General features: G+C 48.1%; 27 protein-coding genes and 1 other annotated feature. Of the genes, 13 read left to right on the plus strand and 14 right to left on the minus strand.

Annotation, left to right across the window (positions count from 1 at the left end; translation table 11 throughout):
* Positions 1 to 36: 36 nt before the first annotated feature.
* Together KZ483_RS04475 and KZ483_RS04480 are read right to left on the minus strand one after the other, a co-directional pair.
* On the minus strand, positions 37 to 1,191 hold the full coding sequence (locus KZ483_RS04475; protein WP_220351533.1) for a nucleotide disphospho-sugar-binding domain-containing protein: 1,155 nt from the start codon (positions 1,189 to 1,191) through the stop codon (positions 37 to 39).
* A gap of 127 nt (positions 1,192 to 1,318) precedes the next feature.
* The gene (locus tag KZ483_RS04480; RefSeq protein ID WP_220351534.1) at positions 1,319 to 1,960 is read right to left on the minus strand and encodes a TetR/AcrR family transcriptional regulator; all 642 of its coding nucleotides are present in this window, start codon (positions 1,958 to 1,960) and stop codon (positions 1,319 to 1,321) included.
* A gap of 143 nt (positions 1,961 to 2,103) precedes the next feature.
* Here KZ483_RS04480 and KZ483_RS28280 point away from each other — a divergent pair, with 143 nt between their 5' ends.
* Positions 2,104 to 2,505, plus strand: coding sequence for a hypothetical protein (locus tag KZ483_RS28280; protein ID WP_258881797.1), 402 nt, complete (start codon positions 2,104 to 2,106; stop codon positions 2,503 to 2,505).
* Here KZ483_RS28280 and KZ483_RS04490 read toward each other — a convergent pair.
* The gene (locus KZ483_RS04490) at positions 2,396 to 3,100 is read right to left on the minus strand and encodes a MerR family DNA-binding transcriptional regulator (protein ID WP_220351535.1); all 705 of its coding nucleotides are present in this window, start codon (positions 3,098 to 3,100) and stop codon (positions 2,396 to 2,398) included. The genes KZ483_RS28280 and KZ483_RS04490 overlap by 110 nt on opposite strands.
* Positions 3,101 to 3,266: 166 nt before the next feature.
* Here KZ483_RS04490 and KZ483_RS04495 point away from each other — a divergent pair, with 166 nt between their 5' ends.
* Positions 3,267 to 4,118 (plus strand): RCC1 domain-containing protein, encoded by an 852-nt coding sequence (locus tag KZ483_RS04495; protein ID WP_220351536.1) that lies wholly within the window; start codon positions 3,267 to 3,269, stop codon positions 4,116 to 4,118.
* A gap of 912 nt (positions 4,119 to 5,030) precedes the next feature.
* Positions 5,031 to 6,536, plus strand: a complete 1,506-nt coding sequence (locus tag KZ483_RS04500) for a Calx-beta domain-containing protein (protein WP_220351537.1) — start codon at positions 5,031 to 5,033, stop codon at positions 6,534 to 6,536.
* A 296-nt stretch (positions 6,537 to 6,832) separates the two neighbouring features.
* Here the strand turns inward: KZ483_RS04500 and tnpA are convergent, their stop codons facing one another.
* The 4 genes from tnpA to KZ483_RS04515 all read right to left on the minus strand — a co-directional run bounded on the left by tnpA (position 6,833) and on the right by KZ483_RS04515 (position 9,175).
* Positions 6,833 to 6,967: an IS66 family insertion sequence element accessory protein TnpA gene (tnpA, locus tag KZ483_RS29030; protein ID WP_397376148.1), complete on the minus strand. Its 135-nt coding sequence runs from the start codon at positions 6,965 to 6,967 to the stop codon at positions 6,833 to 6,835.
* Between the two features lie 211 nt (positions 6,968 to 7,178).
* Positions 7,179 to 7,694: an SRPBCC domain-containing protein gene (locus KZ483_RS04505; protein WP_220351538.1), complete on the minus strand. Its 516-nt coding sequence runs from the start codon at positions 7,692 to 7,694 to the stop codon at positions 7,179 to 7,181.
* Positions 7,695 to 7,724: 30 nt separating this feature from the next.
* Complete coding sequence (locus KZ483_RS04510) at positions 7,725 to 8,069, minus strand: ArsR/SmtB family transcription factor (RefSeq protein WP_220353258.1); 345 nt, start codon at positions 8,067 to 8,069, stop codon at positions 7,725 to 7,727.
* A gap of 191 nt (positions 8,070 to 8,260) precedes the next feature.
* The gene (locus tag KZ483_RS04515; RefSeq protein WP_220351539.1) at positions 8,261 to 9,175 is read right to left on the minus strand and encodes an alpha/beta fold hydrolase; all 915 of its coding nucleotides are present in this window, start codon (positions 9,173 to 9,175) and stop codon (positions 8,261 to 8,263) included.
* A gap of 132 nt (positions 9,176 to 9,307) precedes the next feature.
* On the opposite strand from KZ483_RS04515, the gene KZ483_RS04520 reads away from it, so the two are divergent.
* The 3 genes from KZ483_RS04520 to KZ483_RS04530 all read left to right on the plus strand — a co-directional run bounded on the left by KZ483_RS04520 (position 9,308) and on the right by KZ483_RS04530 (position 10,768).
* Positions 9,308 to 9,673: a winged helix-turn-helix transcriptional regulator gene (locus KZ483_RS04520; protein ID WP_220351540.1), complete on the plus strand. Its 366-nt coding sequence runs from the start codon at positions 9,308 to 9,310 to the stop codon at positions 9,671 to 9,673.
* Between the two features lie 283 nt (positions 9,674 to 9,956).
* Entirely contained in the window at positions 9,957 to 10,436 is a 480-nt protein-coding gene (locus KZ483_RS04525) for a MarR family winged helix-turn-helix transcriptional regulator (RefSeq protein ID WP_220351541.1), read from the plus strand.
* Positions 10,433 to 10,768, plus strand: a complete 336-nt coding sequence (locus KZ483_RS04530) for a hypothetical protein (RefSeq protein ID WP_220351542.1) — start codon at positions 10,433 to 10,435, stop codon at positions 10,766 to 10,768. Before KZ483_RS04525 ends, KZ483_RS04530 begins: the two co-directional genes overlap by 4 nt.
* 23 nt (positions 10,769 to 10,791) lie before the next feature.
* On the opposite strand, the gene KZ483_RS04535 is transcribed toward KZ483_RS04530, so the two are convergent.
* Together KZ483_RS04535 and KZ483_RS04540 are read right to left on the minus strand one after the other, a co-directional pair.
* A complete protein-coding gene (locus KZ483_RS04535; protein WP_220351543.1) occupies positions 10,792 to 11,199 on the minus strand; it encodes an ester cyclase in 408 nt (135 codons plus the stop codon).
* Positions 11,200 to 11,231: 32 nt separating this feature from the next.
* Positions 11,232 to 11,585 carry an ester cyclase gene (locus KZ483_RS04540; protein WP_220351544.1) on the minus strand — a complete coding sequence of 118 codons (354 nt, stop codon included), beginning with the start codon at positions 11,583 to 11,585 and terminating at the stop codon, positions 11,232 to 11,234.
* A gap of 241 nt (positions 11,586 to 11,826) precedes the next feature.
* On the opposite strand from KZ483_RS04540, the gene KZ483_RS04545 reads away from it, so the two are divergent.
* Both KZ483_RS04545 and KZ483_RS04550 read left to right on the plus strand, forming a co-directional pair.
* Positions 11,827 to 12,591: an ArsR/SmtB family transcription factor gene (locus tag KZ483_RS04545; RefSeq protein WP_220351545.1), complete on the plus strand. Its 765-nt coding sequence runs from the start codon at positions 11,827 to 11,829 to the stop codon at positions 12,589 to 12,591.
* A 65-nt stretch (positions 12,592 to 12,656) separates the two neighbouring features.
* Positions 12,657 to 13,016, plus strand: a complete 360-nt coding sequence (locus KZ483_RS04550) for a winged helix-turn-helix transcriptional regulator (RefSeq protein ID WP_220351546.1) — start codon at positions 12,657 to 12,659, stop codon at positions 13,014 to 13,016.
* A gap of 72 nt (positions 13,017 to 13,088) precedes the next feature.
* On the opposite strand, the gene KZ483_RS04555 is transcribed toward KZ483_RS04550, so the two are convergent.
* Positions 13,089 to 13,649, minus strand: a complete 561-nt coding sequence (locus KZ483_RS04555; RefSeq protein ID WP_220351547.1) for an NAD(P)H-dependent oxidoreductase — start codon at positions 13,647 to 13,649, stop codon at positions 13,089 to 13,091.
* A gap of 273 nt (positions 13,650 to 13,922) precedes the next feature.
* Positions 13,923 to 14,187: a binding site (T-box leader), on the plus strand.
* A gap of 44 nt (positions 14,188 to 14,231) precedes the next feature.
* On the opposite strand from KZ483_RS04555, the gene metG reads away from it, so the two are divergent.
* Complete coding sequence (gene metG / locus KZ483_RS04560; RefSeq protein ID WP_220351548.1) at positions 14,232 to 15,869, plus strand: methionine--tRNA ligase; 1,638 nt, start codon at positions 14,232 to 14,234, stop codon at positions 15,867 to 15,869.
* Between the two features lie 231 nt (positions 15,870 to 16,100).
* Here metG and KZ483_RS04565 read toward each other — a convergent pair whose 3' ends face one another.
* The 4 genes from KZ483_RS04565 to KZ483_RS04580 form a co-directional block, all read right to left on the minus strand.
* Positions 16,101 to 17,702, minus strand: coding sequence for an ABC transporter substrate-binding protein (locus KZ483_RS04565; RefSeq protein ID WP_220351549.1), 1,602 nt, complete (start codon positions 17,700 to 17,702; stop codon positions 16,101 to 16,103).
* A gap of 58 nt (positions 17,703 to 17,760) precedes the next feature.
* Positions 17,761 to 18,642, minus strand: coding sequence for a carbohydrate ABC transporter permease (locus tag KZ483_RS04570; protein WP_220351550.1), 882 nt, complete (start codon positions 18,640 to 18,642; stop codon positions 17,761 to 17,763).
* A 16-nt stretch (positions 18,643 to 18,658) separates the two neighbouring features.
* A complete protein-coding gene (locus KZ483_RS04575) occupies positions 18,659 to 19,648 on the minus strand; it encodes an ABC transporter permease (protein WP_220351551.1) in 990 nt (329 codons plus the stop codon).
* A gap of 179 nt (positions 19,649 to 19,827) precedes the next feature.
* Positions 19,828 to 22,152: a helix-turn-helix domain-containing protein gene (locus tag KZ483_RS04580; RefSeq protein ID WP_258881536.1), complete on the minus strand. Its 2,325-nt coding sequence runs from the start codon at positions 22,150 to 22,152 to the stop codon at positions 19,828 to 19,830.
* A 252-nt stretch (positions 22,153 to 22,404) separates the two neighbouring features.
* On the opposite strand from KZ483_RS04580, the gene KZ483_RS04585 reads away from it, so the two are divergent.
* The 4 genes from KZ483_RS04585 (at position 22,405) to KZ483_RS04600 (ending at position 25,642) form a co-directional block, all read left to right on the plus strand.
* Entirely contained in the window at positions 22,405 to 22,590 is a 186-nt protein-coding gene (locus tag KZ483_RS04585; RefSeq protein ID WP_220351552.1) for a hypothetical protein, read from the plus strand.
* Positions 22,591 to 22,962: 372 nt separating this feature from the next.
* Complete coding sequence (locus KZ483_RS04590; protein ID WP_220351553.1) at positions 22,963 to 23,340, plus strand: VOC family protein; 378 nt, start codon at positions 22,963 to 22,965, stop codon at positions 23,338 to 23,340.
* A 269-nt stretch (positions 23,341 to 23,609) separates the two neighbouring features.
* The gene (locus KZ483_RS04595) at positions 23,610 to 25,154 is read left to right on the plus strand and encodes a copper amine oxidase N-terminal domain-containing protein (RefSeq protein WP_220351554.1); all 1,545 of its coding nucleotides are present in this window, start codon (positions 23,610 to 23,612) and stop codon (positions 25,152 to 25,154) included.
* A 236-nt stretch (positions 25,155 to 25,390) separates the two neighbouring features.
* On the plus strand, positions 25,391 to 25,642 hold the full coding sequence (locus KZ483_RS04600) for a DUF3986 family protein (protein ID WP_220351555.1): 252 nt from the start codon (positions 25,391 to 25,393) through the stop codon (positions 25,640 to 25,642).
* Positions 25,643 to 26,189: the final 547 nt, after the last annotated feature.

A 26,189-nucleotide genomic window follows, 5' to 3' on the forward strand; every position in this document is an offset into this window, starting at 1 on the left:
CGGGATCTGTATGACCGTTTGCGTCTGACCGGGAGCTTAGGCCCTGACCGCCAATTCCGCTAGGCGGGGAATAAGCTCTGCAGGAGGAATCTGCTTTTCATTCTCCCCCTTGACTTCTTGAGCCGCCTGGGTGAAGGACGGATCATCGAGAAGTTTAAACAGGCTCCATTGCAGCGTCTCAACATCCGTTTCCTCCGGTAGATACGTAAGCCCGATCCCTCGCTTCTCTACGGCGGCAGCGTTAATATGCTGGTCCGCCATATGCGGAAACACGAGCTGCGGAACGCCGGCCACCACAGCATTCATCGTCGTCCCCGCTCCCCCGTGATGTACGATGGCGGAACAGGTCGGCACCAGCGCGCTTAACGGAATCCAGCCGGTTGTGCGAACATTCGGCGGCAAAGCTCCGAGCACGGAAGGGTCTGTCTCCCCGAGCGCCAAAACAACCTCCGCATCGAGATTGCGCACCGCCTCAATGACTCCGCTTATCCCGCTGACACCGGCCGTATGAGGGAGCACGGTGCCGAGCGTGACGCAGATGCGCGGACGCGCCTTCGGTTCCAGCAGCCATTCGGGCAGTGCGCCGCCTCCATTGTACGGGACGTAGCGGACGAACCATGCGGATGGTCGATCCAGCTCACGCATACTGGGCGGACATGTATCAATGATCGCGTTCGGGCGCAGCCGCTCCCCTGTTACGCCGTACCGCTCGCATACCGGGCGCAATTCCTCATAAATGAGATCGGTCATATTCGACATTTTGCCCGCCGATAGAATGCCAAAGCCGTGAATAACAGTAGGTATCGAGAGAAGAGAAGCTGCCAGCGATCCGGCGACGTCAAACGGCGTTTGCACGATCACATCCGGCTTCCATGAACGGGTGACTTCCACCGTACGATCCGCCGTATGTTTGCTGACCTGAGCCATCATACTAGCGACACTCTGCATATTTTCACTCGAGAAAGGATCACGGATGCCCTTGACCGAGCTCCCGCCTTTAAGGAGCTTCCCCATGATATCCACATCCGGCGAAGCTTCTACTGTCGGAAGTCCCGCACGGCCGCTTGCATCAACAGCCGGGCCGGTCGTGACCACGAGTACCTCATGTCCGGCCGCTCGGGCCGCCCACACAAAAGGAACGATAGGCAGAAAGAAACCTAATCCGGGAAAACTGGTGAATAGAATCTTCATCTTAAGAGTTCGCCTCCCAATTTATATTGCCGTGACGACAACAATAGAGTAGACCTTTCTCATCGGGCTGCCGTGGAACCACCCCCTTTCCTGAAATTACGGTGACTCCGAATACTGTCGACCTTGCTCAAACTCCTTTATCGTTGTGCTCCAACGCCTTCAAGTACAGACTTACGATTGCTTCAATGTCTTGGGGGTCAGGCTGCTCGGGCGGACGGTCGGTGATTAGAAGACCGTCGAGCAGAATATAAGTCAGCAGCGGTCCGACAAACATGCGTACGGCCCCATTGACGTCCGTTATTTTCACTAATCCCTTAACATTCGACTGCTCCAAAATAGCCGAAACGCTCTTCACGACCTGTTCCGGGACGGTCGAACGAAAAAGCTTGCCAAGCTGCGGGAACCGGGGACTTTCGGCAATAATCACACGAACCAACGCCAGATAGCTGGATTGCATCAAAGTCGAAATGAATTGATGTGCCAAGGCGTTTAACGCCTGCCGAAGCTCGTCGCGGCTGTTTATCACCATGCTTCCGAGCGAGAACAAGTTATCGGTTAAGCCGTGAATCACCTGTTTTAATACGTCGACCAGTAGGTCCTCTTTGCTCGGATAGTAGGTGTATATGGTTTGTTTCGAGACACCCGCTTCCGCCGTTATGGCGTCCATGCTCGTGGCTGCAAATCCGTTCTTAAGAAATAATCGTTCGGCCGCCGACCGGATTTGAGCCTGTTTGGCCTGTGCTCGGGATGAAAGTTCTCTGGAATTCAAGTAGCTGCCTCCTTTGGTGCGAAAAATCATACTGTACCGTACAGTTTGATTTTATATCCATTTAGTGGAAATGTCAACCCTTATGAAAAATCAGGCGAATTGATCTACCGCATGATATGCCCCTTTTGAAAGGAGGAATCGCCGTGGATTGGCTTCAACGTATGAACCATGCTATTGACTATATTGAAGACAACTTAGAAAATAATATTGATTATGAACAGATTGCCGAAATAAGCTTTGCAAATAAAACTTCGATTGTTTTAGTAAAGTCGGATGAGCTTAATGAGTATACGCACATCCCATTCAACCTAGAGTCTCATAACATGATTAAATCACGCTCAAGGTTAATAGAGAAAGGGGTCAGCGTATCTAAGTCATCTATTTCCGACGGTTTTTATTGTTTGGATTTTTTTGATCCCGACGGGGAGGATAGCTCTACTTTGCAAAATTGTCTATGTATCTCATCATTTCCGATATGCCCTTCAATTGATTTGCCAATTGCTCATTTAGCTTCTGCAGAGTTACCTGGAAAGAGTGTTCAATAGCAGTTAAATCTTGTGTCTCTAAGGCTTCAAGTAACGGTTTCATTCTCTCAATAGAATAGACTGTTTTCCTTAAACTGCTGATGATAATAATTTTTTTTAATTCTCGCTGTGTAAAGACCCTGTATCCGTTTTCCGGATTCCTCTCAGAGCGTATTAGCCTCTCCTTTTCCCAATGTCGAATAGCGGATGTATTAACACCAGCTATAGCGGCAACCTCCCCGATACTCATCTCTTCCGTTATCAGTATGTTTCTATATCTAGAGAAATCGGTTTTTCGAATCAGTCCTATGACCTCTCGGATTCGTTGCTTTTCTGTTTGAATGTTGTATTGCTGTAGATTGACTACCCATAGAGCCTGTTCTATGTGGCCTTTCTTTAATAACCTCATGACATCGTAGACGACAGGAATATCGTATCCCTTAATTAAAGCACGTAAGGCAACGAATGCTTGAACATGGAACGATGTGTAACATCTTCTTTTACTTGCTGTTCGAGGTACGTCGGGTACCAAGTCGAGTTCTTCATATCGTCGCAAGGTGGTCGTGCTAACGCTAAGTCTCTTGGCAATCTGCTTCGGCGTATAACTGATTTCCATTGTTGATCACCTTTCCTTTAAGTTAAACCTTAAAGTTCTACAACAATATTAAACGAAATATTGGGTTGGTGCGCAAGGGTTCAAGGAATATGAAACGAAATCTTGCATGAATGTTGTATGATCAAATATGAGCGGATGGAAAGAAAAGGATGCGAGGAGGAATGATATGGTGCCAAGGTGGCCTATAAATACCATAGCGGCGGGATATCGTCATACCGTCGGGCTTAAATTGGACGGCACGGTGACAGCTGCGGGTGATAATAAATATGGCCAATGTGATGTAAGCGGCTGGCGCGATATTGTGGCGGTTGCGGCGGGTAATGCTCATACGGGTAACGCTCATACAATCGGGCTTAAATCGGACGGCATGGTGGCGGCTGTAGGTTGGAATAAGCATGACCAATGCGATGTAAGCGGCTGGCGCGATATTGTGGCGGTTGCGGCGGGGTGGCGTCGTACCGTCGGGCTTAAAGCGGATGGCACGGTGGTGGCTGTGGGTCGAAATAATGAAGGCCAATGCAATGTAAGCGGCTGGCGTGATATGGTGGCGGTAGCGGCGGGTGACTGGCATACCGTCGGGCTTAAATCGGACGGCACGGTGGCGGCTGTGGGTAATAATCGGTATGGCCAATGTAAGGTAAGCGGCTGGCGCGGCATAGTGGCGGCAGCGGCGGGTTACCTTCATACCGTCGGGCTTAAATCGGACGGCACGGCGACGGCTGCGGGTTGGAATAAGCGTGACCAATGCGATGTAAGCGGCTGGCGCGGTATTGTGGCGATAGCGGCGGGTAGTAGTCATACCATCGGCCTTAAATCGGACGGCACGGTGGCGGCTGTGGGTTGGAATGAGCATGGCCAATGCAATGTAAGTGGCTGGCGCGATATTGTGGCGGTTGCGGCGGGTTGCGCTCATACTCTCGGCCTTAAATCGAACGGCACGGTGGTTGCTGTGGGTGATAATGACTATGGCCAATGCTATGTAAGCGGCTGGCACGGCATCAAACTGCCCGACAATTAGTTTTTAATATTATTAATACATATAATGATAGCCATGCGCCGATTTCACTCGCATGGCTTATATTTTGTATTTTTTCAGTCCTATTCTTGTAACATAGTTCGTAAGCGTCAAATGGCCCCCACCTTGTTCATATGGCTGGAACTGCGCTATATAGGACGAAAATTGATATGGGGTCGATTTCCCTCTAATACATGAGGAATAACTTCAAAAGAATATTATTGAAATCGAGTAATAGACCCTTCGGGTCTTTTTTGTCTTGACGATTATAAAAGCGAAACACATTAGTAAACGAGAGATTCCTTATCACCATAGTATTAAAGACATCTCAACAAGTGGATTAATGTTCCGTCGTATTCGTCCCCTAAAAAGCCAAGCGACTCACCGGTTCTAAGCCAGGCAAAAAGCAGCCTGACTAAGAACCCGGTAGATTCCATTGGCTTTCTTTACGGGGATTACAGGGAAGCACTTGTTTTACTGCAGCTCAAGGGACCATTATTTTCGGGATTCTTTCAGACATGAACGCCTCCTATTCATGCAATGTCAATCGAGTTGAGGGTTAAGGCACTAAAAATATCCGTATAAGATAACACTAGAAAGTATAAAAAAGACAACTAGTATAGAAAGATTCTTATAGTTTCGTGAAATAATCGATTCTATAATTGAAAGTAGAAAATAACCGGAGTTTTCAAATTAAGTTTGCAACAGTCCGTGAAACTATTCATATAGAAGGGTTCTACACTTTATATTCCAAAGGATCTAAGTTAATCTTTCTTTACCTTCCACCATCCAGATCGTCCCCATCTAATAAATAAAACACTTTAAGAGAGGGGGAAGATATAAATTTATTAGATTCCCCATTCCAGATGATACAAATTGTATTAAAAAGTAAAAAAATGATTCGGGAGGTTTCTCATGCAAGAGATCAGATCCACAAGACAACGACCGTGTAAATGGAAAAAGATCGCCTCGCTGCTAGTGATGTTCGTCCTTGTCCTGCTGCCGTTCGGCGCTTTGGCGCACGCGGAAGAGGCTGTCGGCGAAATCTCAATTTCTGCTGATGATTATGTGACGCCGGAAGATCGTGGCGGTTTCCTATTAAACATTAAACGCACCGGCGGATCATCAGGATTTGCGAGTGTCTCATTTACCATTGGCGGCTCGGCCAAAATAAACGAAGATTACGAAGCGTATGAAGCGCCTTCGGAAGACAGAATCCTGTATTTCGAGGAAGGGGTGACATTAATTCAGTTCATATATATAACACACAGCGATTCCCTGGCCGAGGGAGATGAGAATATCACCTTCACGCTTAGCGATCCGTATGGAGCGACGCTTGGCAACTCTATCGCGAACGTATTGATTGCGGATGAGGATTACCGGAATCCGGCTGCGGGCGAGATTAGCCTGAGTGCGGGCTCCTATTCAGCCGGTGAGGGTGACGGATATGCAAACCTGACCGTGAACCGCACGAACGGAGCGGAAGGCGCAGTGGCGGTTGACTACAGGTATGAGGGGTGCTACTACTGGCCGTGCAGCGCAAACGAAGGTGAGGATTATCTCGGTCATTATGGTTATATTATCCTTGCGGATGGCGAAACGTCGAAGACGATTCAGGTACCGTTAATCGATGACAGCGTGTATGAAGGCGACGAAAATTTTCATTTAGTCCTGCAGTCCGTGTCAGGCGGCGCGACCATCGGCAGCTTGAATAGTGCGGACGTGACGATTCTGGAAAATGAACCCCATCCGATGGTGACGCTGGAGAGCGGCACCTACACGATAACGGAGACCGGCTACAAGCTCAGCCTCAACGTGCTGCGCGAGAACAATTTGGATGCGGTTACAACCGTCGATTATATGACGGCGTCCGGCACGGCCGAAGCCGGCAGCGACTTTATTGCAAAGAGCGGCACCCTGACTTTCAATAAAGGCCAATCTTCGGCTCTAATTGAAATCGAAGTGCGTGACGACACAGTCTATGAAGGTGATGAGACCTTCACCGTAACGCTCAGCAACCCTACCATGGGCAAGCTCGGACAGAATGCAAGTGGGCAGGTGACCATTTTTGAGAACGATCCACCGCCAAGCGAAGTTGAATTTAGCGCTCTTCACTACTACGGCTTGGAAAAATCCGGTCAGGTTACGGTCGTCGTAACCCGTACGGGGTATACGGGAGGACCGGCAACCGTGGATTATGCGACGGGTTCGGGTACAGCCATAGCCGGGGAAGACTTTGTTTCCGCATCGGGCACGTTGACCTTTGCGCCGGGCGAAAGCAGCAAGACGATCCCTATTACGCTAATCGACGATAAGATGAAAGAGTCATTCGAAACATTCAGCGTACAGCTGGCTAAACCGACCGGGGGCGCCTTCATCGGCAATCAGGGGAAGGTGGCTGTCACGATTTACGAGAAGTAGTTTGTGAGTATGCAAGCAAGTTTCGGCCCCTCCGATCGGAGGGGTCCTTCTTTTTGGGGGTAGTACCACATAGCCATCAAGTTAAGAGAATTTAAACATCCTCCCAAACAGGAAAAAATCAAATTTTCTTCCTTTTGGGGGTGCAATATATCCTTAGCTTGATCGGCATGTGTCTCTACCCCAGAACCTGACTTACATGTCAGATCACCTTTGGCCGCTTCTTCGTTAAGAAGGAATTAGACTCCGGACGACCGGAAACAGGGCAACGGCCAATGCTCCTAATGCTACGGCAGCCGTTAGGAGCGTGATCGCACGCACCCGGCGTTCGGCGTAAGCGTCACATAGCACCAAGCTTTCATCGTGAGGCCACTTGTCCGATAGGCTGCGATGCGTGCCTGCCAATCTTGTCTGTGTTGTTCTTTGGTATTCATGAGATACCCTCTGTATTCAGGTTAATCTCATGATCTGATAGCTAGCCGAGTGGTTGAAGGTGGGAAGAGTTTGACGCTTACGCGGCTCACAATTTCCTGAGGCTCTATTACTTTAGAGGTTTTGACTCCAGCGAATAAGCCAATCTAAGAGCAAGACGCTAAAATCAAACAGCCGCCGGCTCTTATAGCCAGGCGGCTGTCCAGTATTTCCTTACTTAAACTCGTTCAGGCGCTCTTCCAGACGGTCCCAAGTTTGGGTGATGCCCTCAAGCATGCCCATGTCCATGACGGTCTTCAGGGCCTCCGCAGACACATATTCTGCACGGTTGACGAGCTTCGTCTTGCCGCCCAGATCGATAAATTCCAATCTAACAGCGGTCGCCGGCATGGCCTCGTTGGAATTGCCCTCGGCATCCGAGAAGTAATCGGTATAGATGATCGTCTCCGGTTCGGCAATTTCCTTATAAACGCCTTTACCCCAAGATTCCATGCCGTAAAATTGGCCTTGGTTCTGATCGACGCACTTCATGCAGTAGTGCCAAACGCCCCCGGGCCGGAAATCGATGTTGCAGACCGGCAGCTCCCAGCCTCTCGGGCCCCACCAGTGCTTGAGATGCTCAGGCTCTTTAAACATCTTGAACACGAGCTCGCGCGGCGCGTTGAAAACGCGCTCCAGCACCAGCACCCGATCGTTCTCTACCCTCGAAATCATAGCGTTGTTTGACATTGTATTTCCTCCTTATTCTTATAAATGGTATTATGACTTTTCCTTTTCTTGAAGTTCCCGCAAGTAGTCTTCCAGATTGTCGAATCTGTCTTCCATGATGCGCCGGAAGGACTTTACCCAAGAATCCAGTTCTTGGAAGGGCTCGGGCCGGAGCTTGTAGATCCGGCGATTGGCTTCGGCCTTTACTTCCAGAATCCCGCTGTCGCTTAGCACCTTCAAATGCTTCGAGGCTTGGGGCTGCCGAAGTCCCAGCCGGTCGGCGATTTCCCCCACCGTCAGCGGACCGTCGCGCAGAAGTTCGACGATATTCCTACGGTTCGGTTCCGCCAAAGCGCTTAGCATCGTCATGTCCATGCCCGGATTCTTCCCTGACATGTCGCTCACCTCGTTAATGATAGCCTCTTGGTATAACCTCATCTCCTTCATCATTATGGTTATCTTCTTGTTGAATTAAATATACACTATCAGGAATATTCCTGTCAAGGAATGTTTATAAAAAATAAAAATGGCACCGGTTCAATTCCGATTCCATTCTATTTTCAGGGCGTTTACTTAAGTGAAGGTCTTCACGTCACTCTATTTTTTTCAGCCCACCCTGTCAATTTTTCAGATGTTCTTCCGATGACTTTGCGGATAGAGGCTGCAACCCGGTCGGGACGATCCTCTTGCACGTAGTGAGAGGCATCATCGAGAGTCTCGGTTTCGTTCATTTTGAGGTATCCCTGCCATCTAGCCATCTCTGTGAGCGGAAAACCGGCGCTATCTTTGGCACCCCACAGAATTTGCGCAGGTAAATCAGACAGCACGTGCAGTTTAGATTCAATTTCCGCGAGCCACGAGCGAGCCTTCCGAATCTGCCTTGGAAATACCCATGTCGGTTTCCTTGATTTTGGAGTTGGGAAAGGATCGGTATAGGCCTTTCTCAAACCTTCCGTCACTTTTTCAGTTTGGAAAATCCCGTGCGGAACAATTTTTTTGGCGAAGAAGTTCCGCCGTGTCTGAAGCCAGTATCCGAGGGGCCATCCCCCCATGGCCAAAGAAAACATCTTCATTGCGGGGAGAGTCGCCGGCCAGGCCCATGTATTCATCACGACGATTCCACGCAGATTTTCCGGGTGGCGGACCGCGTAATTTAAACCGATCGGTCCACCCCAATCCTGAACGACCAGAACAAAATTCTTGAGGTCCATGCGACGAATAAAATCGATGACTGCATCAGATTGCTCTTGTGGCGTAAATCCATACCGGGATGGCGCCTTTGACATGCCCATTCCAGGGTAGTCCAACGCGATAAGACGAAATTCGCCGCGCAGTTCCTTAATGACATTCCGATAGAGATATGACCATGTGGGGTTCCCGTGAAGGAGAAGAATCGTCGGTCCCTGTCCTTCGTCAATGTAATGAATGAATCCGTCACGATAGGGCATCCAGTGGTCTTTGAAAGGGTACTCCATCGAATCCACTTCAAATTCTCTTTTCATATGTCTGTTCTCCTTTTTATCTTCAATTATTTTTCCCTCTTTATTCACAATGGTAGCGATCTGTGATACATTTGAAAAGTAGTTACATTAAGGTGCTATAGTTTCATAAAATGAACTATGGAGGGATCACCGATGATCAGTCCGTCATGTCCGGGGCAAATTGAACCGATCTTAAAGGTTTTAGACGGCAAGTGGAATCTGCTGCTATTGCGTGAATTGTTTAACGGCACCAAGCGTTTCGGGGAACTGCGACGTTCGCTTCATCCGATCAGTCCGAAAACTTTGACCGATCGTTTGCGCATGTTGGAGGAGGAAAAAATCGTGACACGCACTCTATACCCTGGGGTGCCTTTACATGTTGAATACGAGCTTACCGAACGCGGACAGCGTCTGCAGCCTATTTTTGCTGCCATGTGGGTGTGGGTGCAGGAGAATGGCGCGTGTCCAGGGAAAGAGTCGGACAATTGGAGTGAAGGTACGGAAGCCATGATGCCATGATGTAATTGTCCTGCGGAGCGGGTGAAATAGGAGCGACAATCGATTAGACGGGACTATATTTCGATAAAACAGCGGAAGTTCGGATTTATTTTCAATATCGAAACAATATACGGAACGGTTGGCAGGCCGGAACGAAAGTACACCTGGGACAAGACCCGGTCTTAGGCGCTTCCGGGGGTGAATGCTGTAGAAAAAACGGGTTGACCTTTGTTAAATCTTGTAGTAAATTATACGTGTATAATACAAATGATGCATAACACATCATTGTGGGGAGGTATTTGAAGTGCAAAGAGAAAATGTCCTGCAGCTAAGGGATGTTATGCAGCAATTTATTCGATCATTTGGTCTTTTGGAGCAAACAAAAACACCCTGCGGTTTTTCTTTGTCTTTATCCCAAGTATTTGCGCTGCAAGAGCTGGAAAAACAAACGCTCACTATAACGGAGCTGGCTGAAAAGCTTCAACTGGAAAGAAGTTCGGTCAGCAGACTCATTGATGTACTGGTTAAAGGGGATTTTGTTTCAAGAGAACTGAACGAAAATAACCGTAGAGAAGTCATACTGGCTTTAACTGAAAAAGGGATACGTTCAATACAAAGGCTGCGCGATCAGTCCGTTGAATTTTATAATTCCATACTAAGCAAAATGTCAGAATCGGAACAATTTCAGTTTTCGGAAAGCTTTAAAGCATTTACTCAATCACTGCTTGAAGTCAGGAAGGATTCTGCATTAAGAGTTTACAGTCACGGGGAGAGAGAACAATGAAACATCGGTACAATCATAAGGAAGAGGCCGCTTCAACATTAGCAGCCTCGGTATCAACCGTTATTTTCTCGATTATTGCTTCTTCGCATCATTGGCTTCATATGGGGATTCTTCTTGTGCTTGGCGGTTCAACGAACGCAATGGGAGCGATGACAGGTGTGGTATGGATCAGAAGAGTAATGATCTTTGCAACGCTGTTTACAACTGTATTTGCTGTTTATCGTATGGTTAAGCGAAAGCATATGCCTTTGTGGATGAAAGGTCTTACTTCCTTCTCAATAATAGTGTCGATTGGTTTTACAGGGTATACATTTGTCCAATTCGGTTGGTAAGACGAGGTATGGAATTGTTAAGATCATCTTTGTTTACCCCGAATTTGGTGCCACATGGTCACCATATCGATCCAGCCGCGATGTTCGGCAATCTTGCCGTCCTCGACACGATATTGACGGTACAGCGTGACATCAATTGCATTGTTAGTCGGCGCTGTTCCAAAGAACATTCCTTGGTGCGTGCCTCTCACAGTCATTCTTACGAGTACCTTCTCCCCTTGGCCTATGATCTCTTCGACGGTGTACTGTTTATCCGGAAAGGCTTCCAATATCCTCGCGGCGAATTGTTTCAGGCCCTCTTTGGATTGGTAGGAGAGCTCTTGATAATCGGCAGATAGAAACCGGTCCACGCAATCCAATTCGCTTCGATTCCAAAAAGCCTCGATAAACGCCGTTACTGTTTCAATATTGTTCTGTTCTATCGTTTTCATCTCAACACATCTCCTATTTGTCAGTTCTTTGGTTAAATTGACGGAGCCTGAATCTGGGGCAAAAGTGTACCTGTATCGAACCAGCCGTGATGTTCGGCAATTTTACCGTCGACTACTCGAAATTCACGAAACTGCGTCGCCTTCACTGTTATGCCCGTGGGTTCATTTCCTGCAAAAATACCTTTATGTGTACCTTCCATCAAGATTCTTGCGATTACCTTCTCTCTTTGGACGAGGATATCGTCTATGATGTAGCGTCGATCCGTGAAGGCCTCCACCATTTGCCCTGCAAAGAACTGATCTGTCCTATCCAATGCGCTCTGGTTCGAAATGTCCTCGATAAACGCGGTCACCGTTTCAACATTCTTCTGTTCTACCGTACTCATAACAAATCATCTCCTTTTGTTGGCTGCTGCAACCGGCTGCCGGACCGCTTATTATTTCATATGCTTAAACCTGTTCGCCGTCTGCCGTATTCACCGCTTAGATATTACTGACAAGCAGATCTGTTTGTGTTAACATGTGACTATACAGTCACTTTTGTTGTTTTTAATATACGTTACCATACGGTAACGTGTCAAGAGGCGCAAAGTAATTTATTCAGACTGCCGGAAGGAGGCGTTCCTGTTGAACAACGAAATATTCAAGGCGCTCGCTGATCCCAGCCGCCGCATGCTTCTGGATCTGCTTCACAAGTCGGACGGACGAACGCTGAATGACCTCTGCGCCCCGCTCGACATGTCAAGATTCGGTGTCATGAAGCATTTGAATATACTGGAGGAAGCCGGACTCATCACTACGAGGAAGGTCGGCCGGGAAAAGCTTCATTACTTGAACGCGGTCCCCATACGTCAAATTTACGAGCGATGGGTGAGTAAATACACTGAATCATGGGCGATCGGATTAACATCCCTTCAAAACGAATTGGAGCGTGGAAGGAATATGGAAAACAAACCCCGTCATGTAAACCGGATCGCGATTAAAGCAAGCCCGGAACATGTTTGGCAAGCTCTCACGGATCCTGCCAAGACGTCGAAGTTTTGGTTCAATTGCGCTCTCCGGTCCACCTGGGAAATCGACTCTCCGTTCGAACTTTGGAATGGGGAGGAGAAGAAAGCGGAAGGGATTATTCTTGCCATCGATCCTCCAAGCAAGCTTGTGATGAGCTGGCGCTTTCTCTCGCTACCGGGCACGGCCGGCGACAGTCCGTCACGCATCACGTGGGAGATCGAATCGCATGCTGAGCTTGAGGGAGTGACCCTCGTAACCGTAGTGCACGATGAATTCGAACAGGCTGCAAGCACGGCGAAGATCCTTGAAAATGGTTTGCCGATAGTGCTTTCGGGCATGAAGACATTGCTGGAAACCGGGTCGACGCTGGCTGGAAGTTAAACGGAATATGTCGAATGACAAACGGCGCCGCTTTGCATAGACTTAACGGAAGGAGAGTATAACTTATGCGCGAAACCTGTGTTCCGACTGGCGTGGAGTTAAAAGACACTGGTTTTGGATATACGTTGTCCTTAATAGGCGGTAAGTATAAAATGATCATTATGTATTGGCTGACTGAAAATAAGGTTATGCGGTTTAATGAGCTCAAGAGATGCATCGGTACCATTTCCTATAAAACGCTAAGCATCATGTTAAAGGAGCTGGAGGCTGATGGCCTTATCATACGCAAGGAATTTCCACAAATACCGCCAAAGGTTGAATATTCATTATCTGAACGTGGTCTTTCTCTCATCCCAGTGTTAAATATGATGTGCGAGTGGGGAGAGAAAAACGGCTTGCCGGCTCCTGAGGCTGTAAAGCGGTAGCCATAGCTGTTGTATATATCAAAAGAAGTATTTCCTCAGCAAGGAAATACTTCTTTTAATAATTAGATAAAGTTAAAGACTATCAACAAAATTCAAATAATCTTGAGCGCTTTTTTCCAATCTGCTTGCAGCAGGCACATTTTCTGCACCGGGATCAATTTCCCCAGGCTCATTTTCTGTGCCGTAATACGCAAAAAACGAACGATAATCTGCATTGCAATAGAGGAAGGACGTTTCAAACGGAGCTAATAATTGTTCAAGTGTATACCGGTATCTTCCGTTCTCACTATAATCTTCTTTTTTGATTCCTGCAGTTACGCCTAAAGCAACTTTACGATTCTTTAATTTATCTCCACTTGAACCATATGCCCACCCGTACGCTAATACATCGTCAAACCACTTTTTAAGAAGCGGCGGGCAGTTGAACCAATATATTGGAAACTGGAAAATGAGATTGCCATGCGATTCAACCAATTTTTGTTCTTTTGCCACGTCTATGTTTCCATCAGGGTAAGCCTTGGATAATTCATGAACGGTATACTTCTCCGGATATTTTCTTAGTTCTTCCACCCATCGCTTATTAATGGCGGATGTTTCTAAGCTTGGGTGTGTTACGACAACAAGAGTTTTCAACGATATGTCCTCCTTAATTATTGTTATTCTTGAGTATAAAGTTCACACTGTAAAAATGTAAGTATGCACTTTTACTACAGGTACTTTCGTAAAGGTGAGTGTATATGCTACAGAGCGCAATCCCGCGGGTTACGATTATTTGAAGGACATACAGAGCTTTGGCAATGTGGTTCTTGAATTGTGTGTAACGGCTGGGGATTGAGTGCGGAATCAGAAACTATCTTGACTTTGGAAACAAGGTTCAGTATTATTTCCAATAACATGAATATTCTGAAAAAAGCTGTGAAGAGAAAGAGTACCATAGGCGATGTCTTTCTGCAGAGAGCTCCGGCAGCTGAAAAGGAGTAAAGAACAGCCTTGGGAACATGGTCTTGGAGCTGCGCATCGAAAACCTTGACGGGTCGTAGGCTGCGCCGGATCCCGCACCCGTTACTGTGCTAGGGTATAAACGCGGGCAGCGTCGTACCTGAAGAGGTGAATGCCGCAAGGCATTGATGAAATTGGGTGGTACCGCGTGAGCATAGCTCTCGTCCCTTTGGGATGAGGGTTTTTTTGTGCTTCAACAAAAAGGAGGACGTCTGGATGGCGAATATTTTTATTGGCGGAGCATGGCCTTATGCGAACGGTTCACTGCACTTGGGACGTTTGGCGAGTTTATTACCCGGGGATGTACTTGCGCGCTATTATCGCTTAAAGGGAGAGAAGGTGCTCTATGTATCGGGCAGCGATAGCCACGGCACGCCTGTCGCCGTTCAAGCCGCTCAGGAGGGGGTATCTCCCGGGGAGATCGCGGGCCGGTTCCATCTGGAATTCGAAGAGTGCTTTAAGCGATTGGGCTTTACGTTTGACTTGTATACCCGTACTGACCAGGATTATCATCACCGCGTCGTGCAGGAGATGTTCCTGAAGCTGCTCGAAAATGGGTATTTATATGCAAAAACAGTCGAGCAGACTTACTGCGAAACGGACGGGCGTTTTCTGCCCGACAGATATGTGGAAGGTACGTGCCCTGTTTGCGGAAACCGAGCTCGGGGCGATCAATGCGATTATTGTTCCACCCTGCTTGATCCGGCAGACTTGACGGATAAGACTTGCAAGATTTGCGGTAATACTCCTGTGGAGCGTATGGCAGAGCATTATTACCTCTCGCTCTCCGCGTTCCAGAATCAATTGGCCGAGTATGCGGAACAAGCGAAGGGCTGGCGAGAAAATGCGGTGCATTTAACGAAGCGGTATCTCGAAGAAGGGCTTAAGGACCGCGCTGCAACCCGGGATTTAACATGGGGGGTCGACGTACCCCTTACCGGCTTCGAAGATAAAAAAATATACGTTTGGGTTGAAGCGGTGTGCGGTTATCTATCTGCAAGCAAGCAGTGGGCGGTTGAGACTGGCGGGGATTGGGAGTCATTCTGGCTCGGGACAGGGGAGCCGATAACCTCTTATTATGTGCATGGCAAAGACAATGTACCCTTCCATACGTTAATTTGGCCGGCACTGCTGCTAGGAGCGGGGGGCCTTCATTTGCCGGACCGAATTATTTCATGTGAATATATGACCCTGGAAGGGAAGAAATTTTCTACAAGCCGCAACTGGGCGGTTTGGCTGCCGGACATCATGAGCCGGTATCAACCCGATTCCATTCGGTATTTTCTTATTGCAAACGGTCCTGAGAAACGGGACACCGACTTCTCATGGAGAGAGTTTATCTACAGCCATAACGGAGAGCTTCTTGGCGCCTTTGGAAACTTTGTCAACCGTACGTTGGCTTTTATTGAGAAAGCTTTTGGGGGACGTATACCTGAAGGTGACCTTAGTGAAGATTGGAGAGGGGAATTGGAGGTTTTGTACCGAGACTCCGGGGTTCTTATTGAAGCGGGGCATCTGAAGGAGGCCATTGAATTAATCTTTGCCTGTATCCGCCGGGGAAACAAATACTTTGATGATCAAAAACCATGGGTGCAGGTTAAGGAAAGCAGGGAAGCGTGCGGGGAAACGCTCTATACGTGCGTACAAATTATAGCGAATCTGGCGAATTTGCTCCATCCTTTCATCCCCTTCTCCTGTGAGAAAATAAGAACGTTTCTAACACTGGAGCAGCCGGTTTGGCAGTTGGCCTCAGTGCCGGCAGGCCGGCGGATTCAGAACCTGGCGCTGTTATTCGAGCGTATTGATATCAGCCGGATCGAGGAGGAAGCGGGGTTATTGGAGAAACAAAAATAAGGCTTAGCGGGCATGGAAGCATAGTTTAACAGCATAGCTAAACATTAACGCATTTAAAGTTTAACGCTGCGTATAAGTTAAGCCGAAGTGAAGACTTGTATCGGTTTCGCGGCCAAAGCAAAAGAGCATCGTTAGACCTTGACGCATCAAGAGTCTAACGATGCTCCTGCTTTGTTAAAGTACCTGCAGCCTCGTTGCTGCATTTGCTTAAATCTTCGAATCGTCCGTGTATTACTTGCCTCCGTTATCGAGGTACGTTTGAATTTGCTTCTTCAGCTCGCCGCGAAGCTTATCCATGCCGAGAGTAACCAGCTCACCCTTGAGCTTGGTCACCTGCGTTTCCCAGTCTTTAATCTGGCCAGCCTTGAGCAGCTGAATGAAAGGATCGGTTTTGGATGAGATGTTAGCGAATTCCGCTTTGAAGCTGCTGCTGTCGAATGCGAAATTACCGAGCGGCGCAGTATAGTACGTGTCCGCTTTCGCCGAATATTCAAAGTACTTCCTCGCAGTTTCGTCCAGATCGCTGCTGAGCCGGATCATCGACGGATTCCAGGTGAATTCATAGCCAGGGAAATTGTAATTTTTCGATTCATCGAGATATTTGATTTGATTCTCGCCTACCGGCTCCCAATGCTTGCCGGGAACGCCGTATTCGAACAGATCGTGATTGTCCCTGCTGCTGAAGAGCCAGTCAAAGAACTTCATCGTTCTTTCGATATTCTTCGAGCTGGCCGGTATAGCAATGGAGTTGTTGGCCCGATAGTTGGTGCTGATGGCGTGCGGCTTCATCTTCCGGGCTTTCGTTCTGAGCACGAAGAATTCCAGATCCGCTCCGGGGATTGTGTCCTGCAGTTTTTGCCTGTCTTTGGCGAAGGAGTATAAGGTCCCATAATAGGATGCGGCTTTGCCGGACATGAAATAGGCTCCGCTGTCTTTCTGGCTGATGACGTCCTTCTCCAGATATTTGCTCCACTCCGCCCACTTGTCGTATTGCGGGAAGGCGGTCTTCATCGCATTGTAAGGAGCCGGCAGCTTGGCCCACTCCGATGCCGGATCGCCTTGCTCGACAATGTCAACAACCTTCTTCATATCGTCCGACAGGTGGACCATGAACGGGATTCCCGCGACCTGAACTTGCCGAACGGTGGGCAAATCCTTATTTTCTCCCTGCCAAATCTCCTGGAACCCGGAGCCTCCCCGTAATGCAAGCGGCGTAATGCCCTTCTCGTTCTCCAGCACCTTGTCGTAAAATTTCTGCAGTTCGTCATAGCTGTTGATGGGCTGGAATCCGTATTTCTCACGCAGGTCTTTGCGAATGTAGATGACGGGAAGATCATAGTAATATTGCGTGAATGGAATCGTGTACAAATGTCCGTCATACCGCTTGTTCGCCTCTACATATTCCGGAGGAAACGCTTGCTTGAGGCCCGGGTATGCGTCGTTGTTGAAGTATTTGTCAAGCTGGGCATAAGCGCCCTCCGGCACAAGCTCCTTCAGGTTCAAAAAATCGGCATCGAAGACGAAATCGACATCTTCGCCCGCGGCCATCATAAGCTTGACCTTCTGTTTATGATCGCCGATCGGGTTCCATTGAATGTTGATCGTCGTGTTCAAGGTATCTTTCGTCCGTTTCTCGAATTCACCGAGCACCGCCTGCATGTCCTTTGGCTGATCGCCGAACAGCATTCCCTTTAACGTTACAGGCGCCAGAGCCGACTGCTTCCCGGATGCGCCGGCGTCGGGGCTTGCTGATTCCGGTTTGCTGCTGCATGCAACCGTCGATCCGAGAATGGTCAAGGCCAGCAGAGCGGATGCGATTGTTTTCGATTTCATTGTTTGCCTCCCTTTTTGATTATCGTTCATCAATACTAAACCGCTGAACTGAGCGGATTCAGCCTTTAACGGCGCCAACCATCAAACCTTTTACAAAATATTTCTGCAGAAACGGATAAAGGAAAATGATCGGACCGATCGTCATGATTGTCGTCGCAAGCCTTACCGTAATAGCCGGCGCAATGAAATTCGGAACGTTAACACTCGCAGCCACCTGGTTGACATAGTCCAAATTGTTCATAATTCGCTGAATCAAATATTGCAGTGGAAACTTATTCGGATCGTTAATGAAGAGAAGCGCATTGAACCAACTGTTCCAATACCCCAGCGCATAGAAAAGTCCTATCGTAGCGAGAGCGGGAAGCGATAACGGTAGAATGATGCGAAACAGGATATAAGCATCGTTAGCGCCGTCGATTTTGGCGGATTCCGCCAGCGATTCGTCGATGGTGGCGAAGAAATTCCGCAGCAGAAACATGTTCCACGCGCTGATCATGCTGGGGAGGATGAGCACCCAAATCGAATCCTTCATACCTAGATATTTGGAAATAAGCAGGTAGGATGCGACCAAGCCGCCATGAAACAGCATTGTGAAGTATACGTAGAAAGCAATCCCGTTTCGGTACTTCACGGTTTTCACCGAGATTGCATAGGACAAAGCGCTGGTGAAGAGCATGGACAATATGGTTCCTGCGAAGGTTACTAACATCGTCACGCCATAAGCCCTATAGATTGTGCTATCCTGGAAAATCAGCTTATAGGCTTCCAGACTGAATTCCTTGGGAAATATCATATACCCGTTTCTCAATATTTCGGCTTCCGAAGTGAAGGAGCTTGCAAGTACGGCCAAGAACGGAATGAAACAGTAAACCGCGAATAAAACGATGATGAAGTAAAAAACAAGTTTGAGCAGCTTGTCCGATAAACTCTCCTTGATCATTCGATATTCTCCTTTCCTAGAAGATGGCGGAATCCGGCGCCGTTTTCTTGGCGATATAGTTTACGGCTACGACAAGTACAAAGCCGACGAACGATTGCAAAAAGCCTACGGCGGCGGACATACCCATGTCTCCGAGGTCCATCAATGCCCGGAAGACGTACGTGTCGATAACGTCCGTCGTCGGATAGAGCGCGGGATTGCGGCCGACAATCGCATAAATCAAGCCGAAATCACCGTTGAATATGCCGCCTACGGCCAGTATCGTCAGCAGTATGATCGTCGGTTTCAATAGCGGCAAAGTGATGAAGCGAATCTTCTGCCAGCGGCTCGCGCCGTCCATCGAAGCCGATTCGTAAATCTCCGGATTAATGCCGGCAATCGAGGCCATGTAGACGATCGAACCGAAGCCGGCTCCATGCCAGATTTTGAGCAGCACCAATATCGCGGGCCAATATTGCGGGGAGGATAAGAAGACAACCGGCGGAATTCCGAAGGCGCCGAGAATTTGGTTGAGGAATCCTCCCTCGGTCGCAACGAATGCGGTCATAATCATGGCTACAACCGTCCATGAAAGAAAGTGCGGAAAGATCATAACCGACTGTGATATCTTTTTGAACGCTTTGCCCCTGATTTCAGTCACCATGACCGCAATAGCGACCGCAGCTATCGTTCCAAAACCAATAAACAATACATTGAGAAACACTGTGTTGGTCACGATCTTGATCCAATCGTTCGAACGAAAGAAAAAGTCGAAGTTTTTCAGTCCGATGAACTCGCTGCCCGCAATCCCTTTGACCGCTTTGAAATCCTGGAAGGCAATGACAATACCGCCCATCGGAAAATAAGCGAAAACAAAGAACCACAACATGCCGGGAAGGGCTAAAGCATACATAAATTTGTTGCTTCGGAGTTCGTAAAAGATGCTCCCGACCGCTCCGCGTTTTTTCTTCATTCGGGTGCCTGCATATTCAGGCTCTGGGCGCAGTGCCGTTACCGACTTGCTCATCCGGCTCCTCCTTTTCCATATCTCCAGCAATAATCTAACTTTATGCCCGCCACCTGCTCCGCGAAAGTTTGGATTATGGCCAAAATCTTTATTTTCCGTCAAATTCGGGGTGTGAAATCTTACTATTTTGGTTGAATGGTACCGATATGAGGCCTCATGAATAAAATTTCTCAAATTCATTAAACGCTGCTTATGCTCTCATCCAAAACATTGAATTTCGGCTGTTTTCGGAAGTGATCCGGCGTTTTGCCGCAATGCTTCTTAAACGAGACATAGAAATAATTTGTATTCTCGAACCCGACCAACTCGCCGATCCTGTTCGCAGGCAAATCCGTTTGAATCAACAGCTCCTTTGCTTTCGCGAACCGATACTCCGTCAAATAGACCGATATCGATTGCCCGACGGCATCTTTAAATACTTTGCGCATGTAATTGGTTGACAAGCCGCCGACCTCCACAAGCGTATCTACGGTCAAGCCCGGGCTGCTGTAGTTCTCATGAATATACCGCAGCACCTTATCCACAATCCATTTGTTCTTCTGCTGCGATTGCCGGTCCCTCATATTGATCGAATGCTCGCAAAGCTCCATGTACCACTGCTCGATCTCTTCCATGGACTCCTTTAAATGAAGCTGCTGGCTAAGATAGCCGATATCCATTCGCATCACTTCCTGGCCGGCCGAACCCATCGCCTTGGCGATCCGGACGACCGCGATTAGCAGCTGGGCAAACACCAGCATCATTTCGTCGAATGGGGCCTTCCGGGCATAAGCGATAAATTCGCCGAGAGCCTCTCTCGTTTTCTCAAGATCTCCCAGCTTCATGCGGTCCGTCACTTGCTTCTCCAGGTGTGCGATATGACCTTCCTGCAGCGCTTCTCTCGTTTCCGGAAAATCGCGGTTTATTAAACAGCCCGCTCCGAGCACGATTCTGTATCGCGAAGCATCATAGGCGGAGCTCCATGAATGCCGGATTTGTGCCAGTCCGTCAACAAGCGTACCCAATGCGGCGGATACCGAGAGCTTCAGAAATTTGCCGACATTCGTTTGAATCTGCTCAAGCGCAGCAGCGATCTCCTGATCTTCACCCGCCGCCTCGCGCGGAATATTGACGATGAGCGCAATCGAATCTTCCCTGCAATCGAAGCAGACCGGCTGGTATGTGCCCGGACTAAGCTCTACGGCAATATTGGCGATCGCATATTTGAATAAAGAAATATCCGTTTGCTTATAGGCGTCCTGAAGGCTGCGAAACGAATCGATTCGAAGCAGACATACGAGAAAATGAGGGTGTTCGAATACAATGCCTGCTTGCTTTAGCTTGCGCACCATTTCGGCGTCGCCGGTCCAGCCGCCGGTTTTCAATAGTTGAAGCACTTCATGGCGTTTGGCGGACTGATAGTCGACGATGCTTGTTTGCAAATCCTGAATTTTATTCTCCAAATAAGCGAATGTGCCTCCAAGCAAATCCAGCTCGGACACGGGCTGCCGCTCTCTCGAACCGAAGGAGGCGTCTCGCACGCTTCGGGTCAAACGATGAATCGGACCGTAAATGATTCGGGTGAAGAATCCGGCAAGCGCGAGCATGCTCAAAAGCAGCACGACCGTAGCCGATAAAATAAACCGTTTCATTTCCTCAACGTTCCGGAGTACATTGTCATAGTCGATGACCCCGATGAAGGTCCATCCCAAACTATCGGACTTTATGTACGTGATGCGGAACTTCCGTCCCTCCATAGTCAGCTCCATGGTGCCTTTTGGTTCGCTTGATGCTCCGATTCTTTTCACATAGCTCTGATCCGACAGGTTTCTGTTAATTATGGCGCTGTCCGTATGAGAAATGACCGTTCCTTGCTTGTTAAGAATTATCGATTGAAAGGAGCTGCTGCCGGTCCCGCTCATAACCATCCGCTGCAGCGTTTGCTGATCCAGATTTACAACCATGGCACCGTTCGTGACTCGGCCGATGGAACTTAAATATACAAGGGAGATCAGATTGCTGTCGTATGGTTTCCCATCGATGTCGTACCGGATATGACGTGAAAAAAAGATGCCGGACCGGTTTGGCTGGATATTATCCAGCAGCTTAAGCATCCCGGAATCATAGAAATCATCGAATGTTCGCACGGTGGAAAGCGAGGAAAAGACGAGCCGCTTCTGATAATTGAATAAATAAAGCGAGTGCACCAGCGGGTTCGTACTGCCGAGCTCGTAAAGCTTGCTGCCGATTCTCCCCAATGCGCTCGTATCGAAATCCTCATTGTAGAAGCCGTTCTGGATATTGGCGTCCCCGAAAGCGCTTGCATAATTTTCGTATGTGGAAGTGAGCAAAATGTTTGCCGTATTATACGACTGTTCAACAGCGCGATCTGTGGAACGATTGATTTCCAGCGTCAAATTCCGGGATACCCTGGAGGTAATTACGAACGTCAAGACCGCAATGATGAGCAGGCCGACAAGAACATATGACGATACGATACGGATAAGCATGTTTTTGTTGCGCATGAATGACCTGACGAATTCGATGAAGATCCCCCCGCTTTCAGCAAAAGCATGTGCCTCATTTTAACAGTATCAGAATTAGTGCTGAAAAGGGCTCCAGTTTTTTAAGATGTAAGTCAATTTTCTTAAGGACTTGTATCTGGACGAGTGAAAAAGGGGCGGCAAATCGGCAGCAAATGAAATAAATACCACTTGCATGACGAACATATATTCGGTATATAATAAGACCATACGTTCGCATTGGAGGGGCTGCAAATGTCACTTGAAAAATATATTGGCCGTCTCGTTACAATCATGTACATTGACCGGAACAACCGTATAACTAAGCGGACAATTCAGATCCACTCGGTGCGTAATGGCGTCATTCGAGCATATTGCATGACTTCCGGCGGCCCTCGAATATTTCATGTTTGCAATGTTCTGGCCGCAGAAGCGGCATAAATCCAAAATATACCGCCTCTATACCTGCAGCCGCGCGCTTATAATTGGAATAGAGGTGTTTCTATGTTTATTGAACCGATGCAGCTCGAGAAGCGGGAATCCCCGTTCGACGACAGCCGCTACGTATTTGAACCGAAAGTATCTCTATAAACCAGCATGTACATTATGAAAAAAACAATCCCATTCCTTTTGTATCATGCATTATTAGCATAAATTATAGTTGTACATAAATATCAAACTGTACAAAATGGCGGGAGTGCTAACGGGCAGTAATGCGAAGAAAATAATTCAATAATCATCATCGACTTTCGAAGATAAGAAGCTATAATTATAATGGTTAAGAATACCAAATTAAAACAGGTGGTGGTAAAAATGGGCGAGCATATTACAGACAACATTCCGTTCAAACAAAAGATTGGAAATTGTTATGTTCATGTTTTTGATTTTGAAAGGGCATATGATTTTTATACCAACATATTAGGCTTAAAGCCTGCCTGGACCAGCAACGATAATAATAAACCACTTGCCGGGTTTAACATGGAGAATGGAACTGGATTCATCATTGTAGGGATGCCAAGCAAAGTTACACCATTACCTTACGCGGCATTTCATTTTCAATGTACGGATGTAGCAGAGGCACATCGGTATTTAAAAGAAAAAGGAATACAAGTAACGGAAATATCAGATAGTGGTGATGGATTTGAATTTTGGGATACCGAAGGCAATAAGTTACACACAATGGCGATATAAATTGCTAAACTAACGGAACACGATAGTTCCAAAACCCACACCGAGAGGCTGCCGCGAAAACGGTCGGCAGCCTCGTTAAGCTAACTGGCAGTTTAACAGAGCGATGACTACTGTTTTGAGAAAATAACAGCATCCATTTTACAACTTCTATCCATGAGCATGCGTCTAATTCTTTGTGACTCGATATAATTACAATCAAAAGAAAAAGGCGGATTTTGAATGACAAGCTTCACTGCCTAAAGTCTACCTGACGGAGAGGTGTCGATGAGATGAAAATGAAACGGATTTATATGTTCGGCCTGGCGGCACTGCTCGCTGTCGGAGTTCCCGCCGGGACGGCCGGAACCGCGCAGGCGGCTGAGGCGGCAGCGCCAACGGCAGCCAATGTGCCGACAGCAGCCGAAGATGAAACCATGGCCGTGCCGGTGTCATCGGCCATTCAAGCGTCTGCGGTCCAGCGGGTCCAAATGGGGCGGTCCGATATGGCGTATGTGCCACTGTTTGGCTCGCGCGCAGCGGACCAAGACGCTATTGCGAAAACGGTGACCATCGCGAACCGGCTGCTTAAGAACGCAAAGCCGACGACGGAGCAACTGGTCGGAGAGGATGTCTATTTCGCCACCAGTGTCGATATCAAGCTAACCGATGGCACCGATATCTACTTACAATTCAATGATTCACAGCAGGTCTACATCCTTGTCGGCGAAGATAAATATATCGCCCAGGATGCTACGGCCATCAATGAGTTTTACGCCTTGCTGGCGGTACCTCCGCAGAGAGATATCAGCACACTCAAGCCGGCCATCGGACAGACGGTTGGTGTTACGGGCAGTGACGCGGGTAACTATAAAGGAACGGTTCGGATCTTCGTCGAGACCCCCGGCTCATCCGGTGGCTATATGACAGCAAAGGGCGTGGGTTATCCGTCCAAAAGAGCACTGCTTGTCTTTACCGCACCTTACATCGAAGCACGTTACAATTTTCAATTCACGATGCCGGCCTACGGCGAAGCGATCGACGGCACCTTTAAGCCGATCACACCTGGCATTTATGACCTCTACATCGACACCGGCTGGAGTAGAACCTCCCAGCGCGTTATGATCGCTCCTCCAGCCGCTCCTGCGCTGGCCATCAATGGTGTCGCGGTGAACGATTCGGCGCTTGCACCAGTCGTCTCGAACGGTGTCATGCTGCTACCGATGCGCGCGCTTGCGGAATCGTTTGGCTGGTACGTGAGATGGGACGCAGCGCATAAAGCCGCATTCGTTTCAACGCAGCCTGATACGCAGGAAATCAACCAAGGTAGCAGCGCAACGCTGTCGCTATGGGTGAACGGCAAGCAGCTTACCGGCGTGAACGCCAAGCCGGTTATCAAGAAGGGACGCGTCTATTTGCCGCTGCGCGCGACGTCGGAAGCGTTCGGCTTTCAGCTGACGTGGACGCCAAGCGTGCGCGGGACGCTACTCGTCTTCAAGCCGCAGCTGCTCGATGAAGGCGCGTACGCAGGAGAAGCGAAGAAGTTGGCCGCCACGAAGTTGCTGAACGGCTATGTAAACGCCATGAACAGTCGCGATGCTGTTGCGCTCGGCCGAATGTTTGTGAAGAACGGTACACCGGCGCAGTTGTTCGAGATCATTGGCCAGCGGCTCATTACGGGCATCCGCTCTGTGACGTTCGAAGACCGTCCCGGCGGCGCACTGCTGGCGTATGTGACGTTCAGCTATCTGTTCGATCCGTACGGAAATAAGTCGGGCACTCCAGGAATCGTGTTCATGCAGGAAAATGGCACGTGGAAGATCTCGGACGTCGACTGAATGGCTGATTAACACAGAAATGAGGGAAGTGGCAGTCTCGGACGTTGCGTCCAGGACTGTCGCTTTGTTTGCGCTTTACCAATTAAATTCGGACTCTCCGTTCTTTAAACGGGCACAATAGCTAAATAAATAGAATCGATCTGAAAGGGCATCACCGCTGAATAAACCCAACCAGCGTTACGCTAACGAGGAACGAGAGTTCAATAAATTATAGAAGTAAAGGAGATAAGGATTAATTGGAAATAAGCCATTGGCACTTGGGTTATTACAAGGATGGTAATGACATAGAAGCTGTATGTTTTTTTGAAGAAGACAGTTGGGTTGTTTACTACGATGATAGTAACGATAGTGGATTATTTGTTAAGTCTCAGCCAAGACATGAATTGTTTGGTGTTGTGATTTTTAAGGTTCGTGACTACGTAGAAGCAGAAAATAGATTTTATGAATGGGTAGAACGCAGTCTACTTCCATATAGAAAAAAATGCTAGTCCTTTTGTTACGCTAACGGGTACGATAGTGGAGCAAACTGCTGCGGTGCAGATGCTCCATTTTTTCGTTCTTAGGCAAGATAACAGAGAAACATTATCCGTGCAGGAGGCGTCTAATCTTAGACAGGCGATAGAACTCACTGGAGGATGATACACAGATGGAATTAGCACTTGGAATGATTTTAATATCCTGCTTAGTCGTATTTACGATTTGGAAGAGTGTAATTTGGATCCACAAGGGGATAAAATATAAGCAAACAGCTGAGATATTAAAAGGAATACTTGCCTTTTGCATACTCGCCTTATGCACTGGCATAAACTACTGGTTCGGATCAATCGTCTATGATATCTTCAAGATGTCTGAATCGATATCTTAAAAAAACTTTGCCGCGGAATCAATCGGCAGGTTCGCTCAGCTCCCTCAGAGAATAAGGTTTTTCTCACGAATGCTCGCTCATTCGCAGAATTTCACATTCATGTCTAAATAGGAGTTTAAAGGATTACATGAGATGGGCTAAGCAGTTCCGTTTGAGGGCATGCGGGAATA

It is taken from the genome of Paenibacillus sp. sptzw28 (assembly GCF_019550795.1).
GTDB lineage: Bacteria > Bacillota > Bacilli > Paenibacillales > Paenibacillaceae > Paenibacillus_Z.

Bases quoted from the DNA above. Each gene is read 5' to 3' on its own strand.
- KZ483_RS04475 (WP_220351533.1), bottom strand. From the start codon at position 1,191: ATGAAGATTCTATTCACCAGTTTTCCCGGATTAGGTTTCTTTCTGCCT.
- KZ483_RS04490 (WP_220351535.1), bottom strand. From the start codon at position 3,100: ATGGAAATCAGTTATACGCCGAAGCAGATTGCCAAGAGACTTAGCGTT.
- KZ483_RS04495 (WP_220351536.1), top strand. From the start codon at position 3,267: ATGGTGCCAAGGTGGCCTATAAATACCATAGCGGCGGGATATCGTCAT.
- KZ483_RS04500 (WP_220351537.1), top strand. From the start codon at position 5,031: ATGCAAGAGATCAGATCCACAAGACAACGACCGTGTAAATGGAAAAAG.
- tnpA (WP_397376148.1), bottom strand. From the start codon at position 6,967: ATGAATACCAAAGAACAACACAGACAAGATTGGCAGGCACGCATCGCA.
- KZ483_RS04505 (WP_220351538.1), bottom strand. From the start codon at position 7,694: ATGTCAAACAACGCTATGATTTCGAGGGTAGAGAACGATCGGGTGCTG.
- KZ483_RS04510 (WP_220353258.1), bottom strand. From the start codon at position 8,069: ATGTCAGGGAAGAATCCGGGCATGGACATGACGATGCTAAGCGCTTTG.
- KZ483_RS04515 (WP_220351539.1), bottom strand. From the start codon at position 9,175: ATGAAAAGAGAATTTGAAGTGGATTCGATGGAGTACCCTTTCAAAGAC.
- KZ483_RS04520 (WP_220351540.1), top strand. From the start codon at position 9,308: ATGATCAGTCCGTCATGTCCGGGGCAAATTGAACCGATCTTAAAGGTT.
- KZ483_RS04530 (WP_220351542.1), top strand. From the start codon at position 10,433: ATGAAACATCGGTACAATCATAAGGAAGAGGCCGCTTCAACATTAGCA.
- KZ483_RS04535 (WP_220351543.1), bottom strand. From the start codon at position 11,199: ATGAAAACGATAGAACAGAACAATATTGAAACAGTAACGGCGTTTATC.
- KZ483_RS04540 (WP_220351544.1), bottom strand. From the start codon at position 11,585: ATGAGTACGGTAGAACAGAAGAATGTTGAAACGGTGACCGCGTTTATC.
- KZ483_RS04550 (WP_220351546.1), top strand. From the start codon at position 12,657: ATGCGCGAAACCTGTGTTCCGACTGGCGTGGAGTTAAAAGACACTGGT.
- metG (WP_220351548.1), top strand. From the start codon at position 14,232: ATGGCGAATATTTTTATTGGCGGAGCATGGCCTTATGCGAACGGTTCA.
- KZ483_RS04565 (WP_220351549.1), bottom strand. From the start codon at position 17,702: ATGAAATCGAAAACAATCGCATCCGCTCTGCTGGCCTTGACCATTCTC.
- KZ483_RS04570 (WP_220351550.1), bottom strand. From the start codon at position 18,642: ATGATCAAGGAGAGTTTATCGGACAAGCTGCTCAAACTTGTTTTTTAC.
- KZ483_RS04575 (WP_220351551.1), bottom strand. From the start codon at position 19,648: ATGAGCAAGTCGGTAACGGCACTGCGCCCAGAGCCTGAATATGCAGGC.
- KZ483_RS04580 (WP_258881536.1), bottom strand. From the start codon at position 22,152: ATGCGCAACAAAAACATGCTTATCCGTATCGTATCGTCATATGTTCTT.
- KZ483_RS04585 (WP_220351552.1), top strand. From the start codon at position 22,405: ATGTCACTTGAAAAATATATTGGCCGTCTCGTTACAATCATGTACATT.
- KZ483_RS04590 (WP_220351553.1), top strand. From the start codon at position 22,963: ATGGGCGAGCATATTACAGACAACATTCCGTTCAAACAAAAGATTGGA.
- KZ483_RS04595 (WP_220351554.1), top strand. From the start codon at position 23,610: ATGAAAATGAAACGGATTTATATGTTCGGCCTGGCGGCACTGCTCGCT.